We start from the raw sequence: 15,409 nt of genomic DNA, 5'->3' as shown, positions 1-15,409 counted from the left end.
TAACTTTATTGGAAACGCTTTAATGATAAAGTTTATAAGGTTATTGTCTAGTTTGCTAATAACAGTAGCAGCTATCTTCTTAGGTTATTGTTATTTTACCAAGCAAGGCATATTTGTTTCACAAAATACAGAAATTAAGGTAGGTGGAGATTTTTCTTTGATCAATCAAGACGGACAAACAGTACGCAGTAGTGATTTTAAAAATAAGTATATGATGATTTTTTTCGGATTTTCCTCATGCAAAAGAATTTGCCCTATGAATCTCGGCATAATTTCAGAAACACTTGCAAAGTTAGATAAGAAAACTGACAATAAGCTACAAACATTTTTTATCACAGTTGATCCTGAGCGCGATAACACAGAAAGGCTTAAAGAATTTCAGCAGCAATTTGACCATAGAATACAAATGCTAACTGGTGAAAGACAAAAAATAGATGAAGTAGTTGCAAAGTATAAAGTATATGCAAGTAAAGTAGATGGAGAAGAGGAAATTAACCATTCTTCAATGATATACCTTATTAGCCCTGAAGGAAAATATGTCACACACTTTGTAGCTGATTTAAATTCAGATGAAAGTCAATCTGATAAGATTCTGGCTGAGATAAAAAAATATGTAAGCTGAACTAAAGAGCTTAGCTTACTTTAAATTTATGCTAACAGCTATTTTGATTAAACTAAGTCGTTTTTTTAATTTTTTCTAGGATCAACTCAGCAGCTTTTTGTTCAGCAATTTTCTTACTAGAAGCGCATGCAGAAACTTTGCCATAATTCTCTATGAAAATTGATATAGTAAACTCAGGATTGTGTGCTGGTCCAGTTTGTTTTACAAGTTCATACTCTGGTAAAGGTAATTTGTTTTTCTGAGTCCACTCTTGCAGTGAAGTTTTAGGATCTTGAGGAGGATCGAGGATGTCTTTAGCTAGCTTTTCCCAATGTCGGATAATAAATTTTTCAACACTCTCAAGTCCACCGTCAATATAAATTGCACCTATTAGTGCCTCAAGCGAATTTTCTAAATTTTTTAAGTTACATTTCCCTCCGTTGCAACGTTCACTATTATTCATGATAATAAAGTTACCTAACTCTATTTCTTTAGCAACATTAGCAATGGTACTGCCACAAACTAGATCCGTTTTTCTTTTTGCCAATGCTCCTTCTTTTTCTTCAGGAAACATTTTAAACAGCATAGCAGATACAACCATGTTCAAAATACTATCTCCCAAAAACTCTAGCCTTTCGTAGCTTACGATCTGGTCTTCGCTATTCCTTTTATTTACGCTTGGATGGGTTAATGCCTCTTCTAATATTGCATGATCTGTAAATTTATAATTAATAACTTTAGATATTATATCGTTCAAAACTTTCATGTTCATCATTCAAAAGAAAAGCACTCCCTATCATACCTTTACACTAAAAAGTTAGCTCTACTTTACTAAAACAATATCAATAACTTCCAAAATTAATGTATACAACCCACTGCTTCAGTAATGTTACTAAATCCATCTCTTTTTACCAATTCTGCAAGCTCCAGATTGATTTTGTTCACAACTTGATGCCCCTGATATACGAGAGCAGTGTACAGTTGTACTAAAGAGGCTCCTGCCTTTATTTTTTCATATGCGTCAATACCACTTGAAACTCCCCCACATCCTATCAATAGAATCCTGCTCTTAGTAAGCTTGTACATATCACTCAATAACTCGGTTGAAAGTTGAAACAATGGTCTGCCGCTCAACCCACCACTCTCATTATAGTAAGAATCTCGACTTATCGTAGTGTTGCTTACTATTAAGCCGTCAATTTTATATTCTAGTGTAAGCTCAGCGATATTTTCTTTTGTTTGCTGATCTATATCTGGAGAAATTTTTAATATTATCGGTATGGATTCAGAGCTATCGATTGATTTCCGGGTTAGAGTGATAGATTTCAACAATTTGGATAATTCTTGTTTATTGTGCAAATCGCGCAAGTTAGGTGTGTTTGGGGATGAGATGTTCAGTACTATATAATTGCTCTTTCCATATACTATCTTTATTAAGTCAACATAATCGCTGATTTGGTCCTTTGATGTACTGTTTCTTCCTATATTTATACCAAAAATACAATCACCAAGTTTAGTTTCACTTATCTGTTTAAGAAAATAGTCTACTCCTTTATTATTAAATCCCAATCTATTAATTATTCCTTCATCTTTAATTAATCGAAAAATTCTCGGTTTTTTGTTTCCATATTGGGGATGTTTAGTTACAGTACCAGCCTCAATAAATCCAAAACCAAATGAGAGCATCGGCTTTACAACTTCCGCATTTTTATCAAAACCTGCAGCAAGACCTACAGGACTCCTAATTTTATTACCAAAAAAGTTTACATTTAAAGACTTAGGTAGTTCTATAGGTTTCCTATAGGGCATCTTTTTTAACGCCGTTATTACCAAGGAGTGAGCAATTTCAGGCGGCAGTAAAAACAATAAATTACGTAATATCATTTTGTAAAACACTTTGCTTATTTTTAGTTTATTTTTTACCATGCAACAAGAATAACTTAGAAAGCTTGAGGTTTATCAAAATAGTAAGTATATAGTTTCTATGAGTAGTAAAAACTAATTTTTCTGAAGGGAAACCAGAACTTGATCAGTATTTTTATCTACTAATTCGAGGTAGCCAAATTTGTTAATTTGAGATTTTATTAGTATAGGAATCTTATTTCGATTTAAATAAAATCCCTGTTTTGATTGTTTATTAATCCGCAACCTTACATCCCCATTTTTCCAAGCAAGCATCTTATTTATTCCAGATTTTTCTTTACAATGATCTTCATTTATAAACCCTAAGTATTCATCTTCTGAAGAATATATTGCAATCTTGCATATTCTATATCCTAACCAACTTCCTAGATATAAATCAGCATCATTTTTTTCGTGAAGTTCGAACTCCCCTTTAACATATTCCCATGGAGCTTTTGCATCACCTATTCTTTTTAGAAAGAGTACGTTCTGATCAAAGTTTATAATGGTCCTTGTATGAAATGTTGTTAAGCTTGTGTCCCATAATAGTTTTTCTGTGATGCTAAAATGCTCTTTATCCTTTTGCATATTTTGAAATGATACAATTATCACATCTGCTCCAACTTCTCTTCCATAGTTGATATATTGACTAGCACGCCCATGTTTAGCTGTGAATGATGACTTACCTATTAACAGAAAGTCATTAAATAACGCATTATATATAGTCTGTGCACTGTAAGCTGTACCAACGTAAACTGGCTGTTTATTGGATGAAGGGTACTTTTCTGGTGCAAGATGAGTATATGAGCTCTTTAATAAATAGTGAAAAGTGCAACTGGTAAGCAAGAAGGGCAAACCAATCAATAATAAAACTTTCGTTAGTCTCTTTGGCATTTTACTGCTTATATTTTGAATATAGTATCTTATTTTTTTTAATATTTCATTAAAAGCCACACTTCTTGTTAAAATTTCAGAAGAAAAAACGATCTAATTGAAGTAAGAGGCCGGGACCGGAATTGAACCGGTATAAAAGGATTTGCAGTCCTCCGCATAAGCCATTCTGCCACCCAGCCGTTTTTTATGCATAGATATCCATTATATCTTTTAGCATAGATAAAGCATCCTCTTTTTTTCTTTGAAAAGTGTTACGCCCGATAATTGAACCATTACCACCGCCTTGCTTAATTTCTTTCGCTTCATTGTATATATCATTCACTGACTTTGACTCGCCACCAGAAAAAACTACTATTCTTTTCCCTGCAAAACAAGATCTTTTAACATATTCAATTCTTTTAGATAATGACTCAATATTTTCTGTTTCTATTTTCTCCCTTTCCAAATAGTTAATTGGAAGTTTTACTTTGATTATATTAGCGCCAAGTAAAGCTGCTATGTGCGCAGCATAGGCAATAACATCAACTGCTGTTTCGCCTTCTTTGGAAATTCCTTCACCGCGTGGATAAGACCATAGCACTACGGCAAGGCCGCAAGACTTAGCCTCAGCTATAATTTCGCGAGCTTCTTCCATCATATCGAAGCACTTAGCAGAACCAGGATATATAGTAAACCCAACAGCTACGCAACCCAAACGCAGCGCATCTTTTACAGAAGCAGTTATTGCTTGATCAGAAGTTAAGTTTTTTGAGTGCAAGGAGTTAGCACTATTAAGCTTCAAAATAAGTGGTAGCATTCCAGCATAAGTTGAAGCACCAGCTTCGATCATACCAAGCGGAGCAGCATATGCGCTTACTCCCGAATCAACTGCAAGCTGAAAATGATAATGCGGATCGTAAGCATCAGGATTAACTTCAAAACTTTTTATTGGCCCATGCTCAAATCCTTGATCTACAGGAAGAATTACTAACTTGCCAATTCCACTAAGTTTTCCATGCATAAGAATACGAGCAAGATTTGCTTTTACTCCAGGATTTTCACTTTCGTAATAACTTAGGATTTGTTTTACTTCTTCACTCATTAACATCTTCAAATTTACTTAAAGTGTAGCAAAAACTATAGTTGAAGCAAAGACCTTTTTATACTCTTGCTCCTACACCTATATTTAAAGGTGTAACTTTAGGATCGGTGGTGTGCTGTTGTGGTTTTTCTTGAATTAAATCTTCAAAATACATTTTAACAATAGGAAGAATGAGCGGCATAAGCACTAATTTATAGTCATACCATGCAAACTTTTCCTTGTAGCTAAATTCTGCATCTTCTTCGTATAAACGCTGGATGCAGTGCTCACTATATAATTCAGAAGCTTTCGTAAAAGTTCTAAGTAAAGCAATCAGTAATAAATCCAATGCCAAATTAACTATCAGCATTGTTCCATATTGAACAGGCCAGCCATTTTGTGCAATTTCCGATGCTAAACTGCACACAGCAAACGCTACTGCAATACATATCACATAATTATCAGCAGCAATAAGTAAATTAAACCTTCGGTTGAATCTATCCATATTTCCTTCTTGTGAACCACTTTGTTTACTTGCTGCATAAATAATGCCAAAGGATATCATGAACAACAATGGCCAAATCCCTATGCTGAATGCATAAAATTGAGAAGCGATGTTTTGCACTTTGCCACTGTTAGCAAGTTGCGATAAGCAATATTTGACTTTAGGCGACGGACCAAGTATCACATTTGCTAATATAAAAAATAAAAATGCTCTATTTATAGCTTTACTTCTACGTGATAAAATCTCATAGGTTTTTCTTTGCTCTTCTTGCTGTAATGGTATAGATATGCCAGCTGCTTTTAAAGCATTAAGATATTGCTCTAGCTTATCTTTATCTGCACTAAGTTTTTTAAACTTTTCTTCAGCTACTTTTTTTTCTTTCTCTCCTATTACTTTATCAGGGTGACATTTTAATGAAGCTTTTCTAAAGCGCCGCTCAACTAACTTAATTACATCATCAAACTCCTGGCTTATTACTTCTTCCGCTTTTATTCCCAGTCTTGAAAATAAATTCCGTAAATCTTGATTACTGTAATATTGATTTCTAGTTAAACTTGCCACTTTAGCCTCATTAAAAAATGAGGCTTATACTACAAATTTAATACTCAAGCAAGAATTTAAACTATATTAAAAGCAATTTCTTGTTTATCCATATAAATCCTTAATTTCTTTCCTTTGATTAATTGACGATTCAGCATTTCTTCAGCCAAATGACTTTTTATCTCTTTTTCAATCAACCTCTCTATCGGACGTGCTCCCATTTCTTTGCTGTAGCCAGTTTGTGCAAGATAAAACTTTACTTCCTCTTCGACTGAGCAACTTATGCCCTTTTGCATAAGTTGCTTTTTCAATTCTTGAACAAATTTATCCACAATATACAAAATGACATCTAAATTGAGGTCAGAAAAAGAAATGACTGCATCCAAGCGATTACGAAATTCAGGGCTAAAAATCCGTTCTACTGCTTTTTCGCTATCACCAATATTAAAGTCCTTATACCCAAAGCCAATAGAACTTTTGCTACGCTCAAATGCACCTGCATTGGTTGTCATAATTAAAATTGTATTGGAAAAATTAACTTTACGCCCGTAAGTATCTGTAACATAACCATAATCCATGACTTGTAGTAATATATTGTAAATATCACTATGAGCTTTCTCAATTTCATCAAGAAGTACCACACTATATTGATTGTTAGATACAGATTCTGTAAGCAATCCACCTTGGTCGTAACCCACATATCCAGGAGGGGAACCAATCATTCTAGATATTGTGTGAGGTTCCATATACTCGGACATATCAAATCGTATAAGGTTCATACCCATATTCTGTGCTAATTTCTTTGCAAGCTCAGTCTTACCTACGCCAGTTGGTCCTGCAAAAAGATAATTTGCCAAGGGTTTACTGTAACTTCTCAGACCAGATTTAGCAATTTTAATAGAATTAACAAGAGACTCTATCGCTTGCTCTTGACCAAAAATGGCTTTCTTGAGATTTTCTTTCAAAGATTTTACTCTTTGCACATCATCAAGCTCGCAAGGTACGTTTGTAATCCTAGTGATAGTATTCTTAATATCTCTACTGTTTATAATTTTTCGCCTGTTTTTTTGTAACTTACAATATGCCCCTGCTTCATCTATAACATCAACTGCTTTATCAGGTAATATTCGCCCAGTAATATACTTGTGTGAAAGTTCAGCTGCAGATTTAATGGCATGTTTCGTGTAATATACTCCATGATACCTTTCATAGTAATGCTTTATACCATCTAGTATCTTTACTGTATCATTAATAGAAGACTCTTTTACATTAATTTTTTGAAACCTCCTTGCTAATGCTTTATCCTTTTCAAAGCTATTGCTATATTCTCTATATGTAGTTGCACCTATACAACGCAACGCACCTCTTGCAAGTGCAGGTTTGAGCAGATTGCCAGCATCAAGAAAGCTGCCACTTGTTGAACCCGCTCCAATAATAGTGTGTATTTCATCAATGAAAAGAATAGCGCCAGGTTTTGCCTCAATTACTTTTATTATAGATTTTATTCTCTCTTCGAAGTCACCTCTATAGCGTGTTCCTGCAAGAAGTGATCCTAAATCCAAAGCATAAATTATGCTGGATCTCAGTGCACTCGGAACACTACCTTCAATAATTTTCAATACCAAGCCTTCAACTATTGTTGTTTTACCAACACCTGGTTCTCCGACATATAAAGGGTTATTTTTTCTCCGTCTTAGCAAGATTTCTATAGTGCGATTTAATTCATAATCACGACCAATGACATAATCTATTTTTTTGCTTCTTGCATAATCATTTAAATTTCTACAATAATTTTGTAGAACTTCTTCATCTTTTAATAATTCACCTTTATTTGCTACAGTAGAGATATCGTTATTCTTATCAAGTTTTATCTTGCGATTAGTTACATATTCTTCTATATCACCTGAATATTTTATATTGGATATGTTATAAATCAAATTAGAATCCTTTGCATTCTGTTTGCGTAATAGCTCTTCAATGTATAAATCTTGCTCAGACAGAATCTCTAATAGAATACTTGCTCCATTTATTTCTTTTCTTCCCAGACGATGAGCTTGTATCATGGCTTTATGTATTATGCGTTGAAATAGCACATCAGGCTCAACTTTATTGACAGTTAATTCGGAGTTGTCTTGTAAAAAACCTTTTGTATTATTACCACGATCATTCCTTAATATAATATTATCTATATTTATGATTTCACCAGCTCTGATGTTACATCTTGATAAAACATAATTTACATCCACATCTTTGGTTAATGCTAGCAACAAATGTTCCACTTTTGCATATTTAAGCTTACAATTAGAAGCAATCTGTAACGCTCTATTTAAACTTGCCTCTAAATTTTTAGAAATCATCTATTCTCTTTAAAAGTGTAAATTTATATATAATTAGTAGCACACAATTATTAAAAAAACTGAAATCTAGCAGCTCGTTGTAGCCAAATTGAATTAAGCTACAGATTATAGTCCACACAGCCTAACATTATACCGTTGTGATAATCTCAAAACGTTATAAGCAGCAGAATTAAGATTATCAAATTGTAGGTAAATCTAATTTGGGCTAGCTATATATTCTTTCTACCATCCTCCAATCACTTCACTTTGCAGCAAGTTTACTGGAGCTTTTAAAGAATAGAAGAATAGTTAAGTACATTAATACGCTTTTTCTAGTACTCTGCTTTTCTTCTTAAATACATTGATCTTTTTTCTACCGTATTTAGCCTTTAACGTACTTGGCCTTTTAAAGATCTTTTTGCTGTTACGTTTTTGAGATTGCATACTACAATCAAAATTTGGCTCTCCTTCTTTATCTGCTAGTGCAGGCAGTCTTCTCTTATCTTGAGGTGTAACAAAAGATAATGCAAATCCTTCAGCTCCCGCACGTGCAGTTCTACCTATACGATGAACATAATCAGCTTGCGATTGTGGTACATCATAATTGATAACATGTTGAATGTGCGGAATATCAAGGCCGCGAGAAGCAACATCTGTTGCAACCATGATTTGATTGCGGCCACGACGAAAAGAATCAATGACTCTTTCACGCTTGTGCTGCCTTAAATCACCATGAATTGCCAAAGCGCTATAGTCATCTTTGTGCAATTTGTCAGCTAGCTGATCCGCTCCTCGCTTTGTTTTGACAAAAATAATGATCGATCCTTTGCGCTGACATAATTGTGTAACAAGCTTGCCATATTTTTCTGATTCTGATGCATAAACAACTTCTTGTTTAATTTTTACAGAAGTTGTAGCCTGGCAATCAACAGAAACACGCTCTGGTTGATTAAGATATTTTTCAGTAAGTTTTACTATTTCTCCAGGAAGAGTTGCAGAAAACATAAGATTTTGCCTTATTTTAGGCAAATGCTTCATAATTTCTTCAATCTGAATTCCAAAGCCCATATCAAACATACGATCCGTCTCATCAAGCACAAGAATACCAACATTCCGAGTAACTAAAGTTTTACGCTCAATATGGTCTATAATACGACCAGGAGTACCTATTATAATTTGTGGTTTTTTCTGAAGCTGATTTAGCTGCCTAAAAATAGGCTCGCCTCCGATCAACAAAGCAACTCTTAGTAAAGAACTTTGAGATAAGAGTTTTCTTATCTCACTTGTTACCTGATGAGCAAGCTCTCTGGTTGGCACGATGACTAAAGCTGAACCAATGCTTGGCTCATTCATCAATTTAGCAACCAGTGGAATAGCAAACGCTAAGGTTTTTCCAGTTCCCGTTTGAGCAGACCCAAGAATATCTTTGCCCTGAAGAGCTAGAGGAATCGCTTGCACCTGAATCGGGGTTGGAACACAAAGATTATTTTTACTTAGAGCTTGCCTAAGCAAAGTTGGAAGCCCCATTTCATGAAAATTACTCACAATACATTACCCTATTAAAAAGCTTCACGATAGACTAATCTTCCAATCTTAAATTTATTGCAGACTTTTTATCTTCTCCGTTCCTACCACGCTCTTCTTTAAGCTCATAACTTACTCTTTCCCCTTTCATTCCTCTCTTTTTATCCTCTCCTCGAAGTGCATCAGGTCTTATTCCTGAACGTTCTAATGTACTAACATGTAAAAAAACGTCCTCACCTTTACCTTCTGGCTTGATGAAACCATAGCCTTTTTCAACATTAAACCATTTTATATTACCAAATTCCATATGGATAACTCCTAAACTACTAACTAATATTATTAATGTGATGAAAAACTTTGAAATTACGATTTAGAATGCTTTAAGCTTAGTTACTGCAACTAAACTTCTATACTCCATAGTCTATTCTTAACATTACATAGTAATAGTACACAATTATTGTACTTAATGCAACTAAAATTTTTAATCACTAAGTGAACCTGCTACTGTCATTTCGCTAACTTTAATCGTTGGTGAATTAAACTGCCCACAGAAAGTTAGGTCATTTGCAACAACTAAATTGCTAAACATATTTTTCAAATTGTCGGCAACAGTAATCTCGTGTATTGGATACGTTATTTTACCATTTTCTATAAAAAATCCGCATGCACCTTGACTATAATCGCCATTGATTAAATTAACACCAAAACCAAATAAATCAGTTACATATATTCCTTCTTTTACTTCGTCAATTAATTCCTTAAACGATCTATTACCATTTTTGAAATAGAAATTACTAGCTGAAGGAATAATTGCAGCATTACTTGCACGAGTTGCATTTGCGGTCGTTTCCAAGTTTAATTTCCTAGCCGAATATAGATCTAAAATCCAGTTTTGCAGTACTCCATTTTTTACAAATTCATTTCTTCTGCTCATTATTCCTTCCCCGTCAAACGGTCTTAATGTTATACCCCTTGGTAACAATGGGTCATCAATAATGCTAATCTCAGTATTAAAAATTTGATTATTTAAACTATTTCTCAAAAAAGAGCTATTATTTACAATATTGCTACCATTTATGGCAGAAGCAAAGCTCTTTAATAGCTCTTTTGCTGCTCTTTTTTCAAAAACAACCGGAAATTTGCCTGTCCTGATTGTACATGAACCCAATTGATCTATTGCTCTTTTTGCTGCTTCTTTCCCTATTGACTCCGGTGTTTTTAAATCACTGAAGTTGCATGCTACATCGTAATCGTAGCCTATTTTCATTTCACTCTTTTCTCCAGCAACAACAGAAACCTGATTAACAAAAGTTGACTTACTAAATGAACCAACAAAACCAGAAACGGTTGATAATACTGTATTTACTGAAGTATGTGAAGATGAAGCTCCTTCGGAATTAATAATATTTTTATGTGCAAGAGCTGAATTTTCTGTAGCTTCAGTAATTTCTTTTAATTTATCAATTGTTACAACATTATTATCTGAGATATTTAAATCTGCAGAAGAGATATAATTACTGCCATCTACAGCAAAACTAATATAAGGATCTTCCTGGGCATTCTTTGCCATTTCCACCACTTGGCTCACTGCACTACTAAGATTATTCAAATCGTTTGTGGAAATATACGCAGCTTTGTTCTTACCTGCTATAGCTCTAATTCCGACAGTACAGTTTCTAGATTGTGATATTTGTTCAATTTTTGATAGACGCTGAGAAACCGAGGTCTTATTAGTTTCATATATTGTAACTTCTGCGTCCTGATTCTGCTTTTTTATTAGTTTAGTGATATCTGCTGCAATATTTAATATATTCATTTTTCATTCCTTGAGTTTCTATAAAGATTCTGCACCACCTATAACTTCAATCAAATCAGTTGTAATTGCTGCTTGACGAGAACGATTATAAAGTAATGCTAGTTTATTCAGCATTTCTTTTGTATTTCTGTTTGCTGATTCCATAGCAACCATCCTAGCACTATTTTCACTTGCTGCACTTTCAAGTAAAGCAGAATAAAGAGCAGCTGTAACATAATCTTGAGTCAAAGATTTTAAAATAAACTCAATATTTTGTGGTTCATACTCATAGCTGTAATCTGTTAGAGGACTAACTACAGAATTATCAATTAATAATGAGTCTTTACTCCATGGTTTTATTGTTTCTAATATTGGCTTTTGCATGAAGGTATTATAGAATTTACTGTAAAAAACCTTAACTTTATTGTATTTACTTAGATCTATATCGCTAACCAAGGCTTCCACACGCTTTAGTGTGATTCCCTTACTATTTTCAACCTTCAAGATATTTTTAGAATTAAATCTATTTTTGCCTGTCTCAAAAGCTTTCTTACCAAAAAAAACAATGTCTACTTTCTTATCACTTGCAATTAATTTGTTTATATGCTCCTGACTGAATTTAACAACAGAGGAGTTAAAGCTGCCACATAAACCACGATCAGATGCAATAATAAATACTAGGAAAGAATCTTCATTATTGATATTTAGAATTCTTGCTAGTAACTCTCGATCCGCTGATAGCGCTAGTGAAGAAATAATGCTATGCAGCTTAGATATATGCAATTTTGAATTTGATAATTTCTTTTGGCTTTGTAATAATTTTGCTGCAGAAACCATTTGCATTATTTTCGTGGTTTTCTGCACAGACTTAATATTTTTAATTCTTAAGGATAATTCCTTTAAGCTCTTCATTTTGTATATAATTCTAATTTATTAAAATATATAACTGGTAATGTCTAAAAACAAGTTTTTTTGACATTGGAGTCAAACCTAATTAAGAAACTCACAGATTTACTGTTTTGAGATAGAGATTATATTAAAGCAATCTCGATGTAAAAGTATCAAACCTTATGGAGTCTTATAATATAAGGTAAATACAATTAAGACTATTGCAACTTGAGCACTTATAATCCCATTGCTTTAGCTCTTTATTACAATCAGCACATTTCCAACCTGGATCAGGCACAGCTTCTGAGTCCATCCTGTTTAACCAATAAATTGCTTGATCATACTCTTGCAACATAATCTTGAGCTGTACCATAACAAGGTAGATTGATATGTAATTAGCTTTTTTCATAGCAATATCTAAATGCTGACTTGCAAGATCATATTTCCCTAAGCTAATTGAAGACAAAGCAAGCAAGCAATAACTAAAATAATAATCAGGGCGTAAGTTATATAGTCTTTCAGCGCCTTTATTATTTAACTTGATATACATTCTAGCTGATTGAGGAGTAGGATTTACTCTATACTCTTCCTCTAATACTGTGGAAGCTTTTCTGATTTTTTCAAGCTTGATATATAATTCTGCCTTTAAATAATTGATGGGCTGAAAAGTTGCATAATAACTTTGTGCTTTAGCTAAATAATCTATAGCTTTGTAAAAACTTCCTTTACTTTCGTATTGCTTTGCTAAAGCGCAATAAAAAACCGCTAACATCTTTTTACGATCAAAGGGAAGAAAAATATTGAATTTGATAGCTTCCTTTAACTTTGAAATTGCATTTATCCAATCTTCTTGCAATATACAATGCTCTATTTGAAAGGGAATAGACAAAATTTTATCATTAATTGAACTAGAGCAATATTCTATAAATTTTTGAAAGACTAACCTTTCTTGCTTTAGGTGAATAATCAGTTTATTGATCAGAAGTAGAGCTAAGTTGCGATTTTTACTTGCAATACTCGTTAAATTATGGCTGAAAAAGCTGTAATTTCCCGTTTTACCTGAATTAAAGAGCTTTACTAAAGATAATTTATCACTTTCTTCATTTAGATTTTTAATTAGCTTATTGGTGTTCTCTATATTACCTAAGTCTAAGCTAAAGAAAGCTTCAAAGAGAAGCAATTCTTCCCTACTTCTTCTTCTATTTTTTATGTTAGCAAATGTTGATGAAATAGAAGAACAAAAACATGCCACTGCAATCAATAAAAATAATAAGACTACGCAAGCAAGAATAACGAAATATAGATCAATACTTATAGTGTAATTGCCTAATTCCAATTTTATTACTTCACCACTTACCTTGATCCATATGCCAAATAAAAACGAAAAAGCAAAAATTATAAAATAAATCATGAGATGTATTGTAATAAGTGACGATATATTATTGAAGTATTCTTGAAAGCTACAATAAAATCATTCAATTTATTAAGCCATGGTTTGAATTCTGGGTATGTTAAGTCACTTATTGCGGTGGCTATGCTCTGCCAATCATTATCGCTTATTAATTCTTCAATTTCCGCAAGCTTTAACCTGAGTGGATCACTACGATCATCTATCTTTATCCAATTTGAAATGATTTTTTTAAACAAGTTACTTTTATTGTAGTTAATAACAGTCATGTTCTTCTCAAAAGACAATTTCAACCCGCGTAAAGTATCTACCTCTTTCAAATTTTCCAATTCATTTACTGCATTTTCTATCTCTGGATCGTCAAGCTCTGATATCAAAGGCTTTATTGAATTTATATGATTATCAAACTTGGCTTCTCGCAATAACGAATTCTTCATCTTAATCACAAGTAGCAGCAACTTTGCGAGGTTCTTATTCCTTAAACTACCATCACCTTGCTCACATTGAGTGTGCAGATTTCTCTTTAAGTCAAATATCCTTTTCTCTACCCTAGATTGATTCACTTCAAGCAATACTCTAAGTTCATCCATCTTTTCCGTTAAACCATTTATACTATTTTCACTTTCTTGCTGATTTATTTTGAAAAATATTATGTTATTTATTGCAATATGGCTAACAAATAACAATATAATTAAGAACCAACCTATGCATTTTTTTCGAGTATCATTCATAACGTAATATCTCCGCTGGGTCTTGTGCAGCTGCCTGCAATGCAGGAGGAATTGTTGCTAAAAATGACAAGAACAATGCAAGTGCAGAAATGTTCACTACATCTTGAGAAACTAATATCACTGGCAAACTTGAAAAAAAGTATATCATAGGATCAAATAGCTTGATGTTGGTAATGTTTTCTAAAAACACTCTAATATTTTCAATGTTGAGAGAAAAAATAACTCCTATAACAGAGCCAAGACAAGTTCCTGTAAAACCAATTAACAGCCCACAAGCACAAAATATGCGCATAATGCTTCCACTTGTTGCACCAAACGTACGCATAATTGCAATTGCGGATTTCTTTTCTTGCACTATCATCATCAAACTTGAAACAATATTGAATGCTGCCACAACTATAATCAAAGTAAGAATTAAAAACATCACATTTCTTTCAGTTTTTAAAGCATTAACATAATGGCTTTGCTGAGATTGCCAACTTTCAGCTTTCATTCCTGTTTCTTTTGCTATAGCGTTTGCTAGCTTATTAGACATAGCAATATCATCTACAAACACTTCTATATTTCTCACACTATCTTTATAATTAAAAAAAGCCTGAGCTGATTTCATGGGCATATACATCAAGGTATTATCGTACTCAAACATACCCATATCAAATATTGCTACAACTTTATATTCTTTCATTCTTGGCATTTCATCAAGCAATACATCAAATCCTTCAGGAGATACAAGTATAATATTATCACCATAATCAATATTCAAGGCTTCTGCCAATCGTGCCCCTATTATTACTCCTTCATCGAATTTTTCCACATTACCCACAATCACATTATTTGTAACGGTAGTGTTATTAAATAAGTCTTTAGCTGATACACCACGAACTACACTACCTGCAATTCCACCATTTGCTGCAACGATTACTTGATCATTGGTCATAGAAGTAGCTTTTAATACACCTGGGATTTTCTCAATAGATTTTAACACTGCGTGGTAATCTGAATTTATGCTTCTATCAAAGTAAACATTAATATGGCCATTAATGCCAAGTACAGAGTCGAGCAGCTTTGCTCTGAACCCATTCATTACAGACATTACTACTATTAGCGTTGCAACTCCAAGAGCAATACCAATAATAGAAAACAAGGCCATTATAGAGCAAAATCTAGAATTCTTTGCTCGCAAATAGCGAATAGCCATAGTAAATTCAAAGGCAATAGACATTAT

Annotated in this window: 14 protein-coding genes and 1 tRNA gene; 1 reads left to right on the top strand and 14 read right to left on the bottom strand. The window is 33.3% G+C overall.

Going from position 1 to position 15,409, the window contains the following annotated elements; translation table 11 throughout:
* Positions 1-22: 22 nt before the first annotated feature.
* Positions 23-622: an SCO family protein gene (locus ACICP1_RS00820; protein ID WP_010404358.1), complete on the top strand. Its 600-nt coding sequence runs from the start codon at positions 23-25 to the stop codon at positions 620-622.
* 52 nt (positions 623-674) lie between these two features.
* On the opposite strand, the gene rnc is transcribed toward ACICP1_RS00820, so the two are convergent.
* The 14 genes from rnc to ACICP1_RS00750 form a co-directional block, all read right to left on the bottom strand.
* Complete coding sequence (rnc, locus tag ACICP1_RS00815) at positions 675-1,367, bottom strand: ribonuclease III (RefSeq protein ID WP_029237654.1); 693 nt, start codon at positions 1,365-1,367, stop codon at positions 675-677.
* 92 nt (positions 1,368-1,459) lie between these two features.
* Entirely contained in the window at positions 1,460-2,527 is a 1,068-nt protein-coding gene (locus ACICP1_RS00810) for a quinone-dependent dihydroorotate dehydrogenase (protein ID WP_265022872.1), read from the bottom strand.
* 72 nt (positions 2,528-2,599) lie between these two features.
* The gene (locus ACICP1_RS00805) at positions 2,600-3,397 is read right to left on the bottom strand and encodes a hypothetical protein (RefSeq protein WP_395460905.1); all 798 of its coding nucleotides are present in this window, start codon (positions 3,395-3,397) and stop codon (positions 2,600-2,602) included.
* A gap of 107 nt (positions 3,398-3,504) precedes the next feature.
* Positions 3,505-3,576, bottom strand: a tRNA-Cys gene (locus ACICP1_RS00800).
* Positions 3,577-3,581: 5 nt separating this feature from the next.
* Complete coding sequence (locus ACICP1_RS00795; protein ID WP_395460904.1) at positions 3,582-4,478, bottom strand: class I fructose-bisphosphate aldolase; 897 nt, start codon at positions 4,476-4,478, stop codon at positions 3,582-3,584.
* A 58-nt stretch (positions 4,479-4,536) separates the two neighbouring features.
* Positions 4,537-5,523, bottom strand: coding sequence for a molecular chaperone DnaJ (locus ACICP1_RS00790; RefSeq protein WP_395460903.1), 987 nt, complete (start codon positions 5,521-5,523; stop codon positions 4,537-4,539).
* Between the two features lie 56 nt (positions 5,524-5,579).
* On the bottom strand, positions 5,580-7,859 hold the full coding sequence (locus ACICP1_RS00785; protein ID WP_395460902.1) for an AAA family ATPase: 2,280 nt from the start codon (positions 7,857-7,859) through the stop codon (positions 5,580-5,582).
* A 297-nt stretch (positions 7,860-8,156) separates the two neighbouring features.
* Positions 8,157-9,383: a DEAD/DEAH box helicase gene (locus ACICP1_RS00780; RefSeq protein ID WP_010404320.1), complete on the bottom strand. Its 1,227-nt coding sequence runs from the start codon at positions 9,381-9,383 to the stop codon at positions 8,157-8,159.
* 34 nt (positions 9,384-9,417) lie between these two features.
* Positions 9,418-9,669, bottom strand: coding sequence for a cold-shock protein (locus ACICP1_RS00775; RefSeq protein ID WP_264336822.1), 252 nt, complete (start codon positions 9,667-9,669; stop codon positions 9,418-9,420).
* Between the two features lie 174 nt (positions 9,670-9,843).
* A complete protein-coding gene (locus ACICP1_RS00770) occupies positions 9,844-11,178 on the bottom strand; it encodes a TldD/PmbA family protein (protein ID WP_395460901.1) in 1,335 nt (444 codons plus the stop codon).
* Positions 11,179-11,196: 18 nt separating this feature from the next.
* Entirely contained in the window at positions 11,197-12,069 is an 873-nt protein-coding gene (atpG, locus tag ACICP1_RS00765) for an ATP synthase F1 subunit gamma (protein WP_395460900.1), read from the bottom strand.
* A gap of 166 nt (positions 12,070-12,235) precedes the next feature.
* Positions 12,236-13,456, bottom strand: a complete 1,221-nt coding sequence (locus ACICP1_RS00760) for a tetratricopeptide repeat protein (RefSeq protein ID WP_395460899.1) — start codon at positions 13,454-13,456, stop codon at positions 12,236-12,238.
* Entirely contained in the window at positions 13,453-14,184 is a 732-nt protein-coding gene (locus ACICP1_RS00755) for a hypothetical protein (protein ID WP_395460898.1), read from the bottom strand. Before ACICP1_RS00755 ends, ACICP1_RS00760 begins: the two co-directional genes overlap by 4 nt.
* Positions 14,177-15,406, bottom strand: coding sequence for a lipoprotein-releasing ABC transporter permease subunit (locus ACICP1_RS00750; protein ID WP_395460897.1), 1,230 nt, complete (start codon positions 15,404-15,406; stop codon positions 14,177-14,179). The genes ACICP1_RS00755 and ACICP1_RS00750 overlap by 8 nt, the downstream gene beginning before the upstream one ends.
* Positions 15,407-15,409: the final 3 nt, after the last annotated feature.

This window comes from Wolbachia endosymbiont (group B) of Ablattaria laevigata (assembly GCF_964277395.1).
GTDB lineage: Bacteria > Pseudomonadota > Alphaproteobacteria > Rickettsiales > Anaplasmataceae > Wolbachia.
Note: the sequence above shows the minus strand (reverse complement) of the source record. Positions and strands in the feature narration are given on the sequence as shown.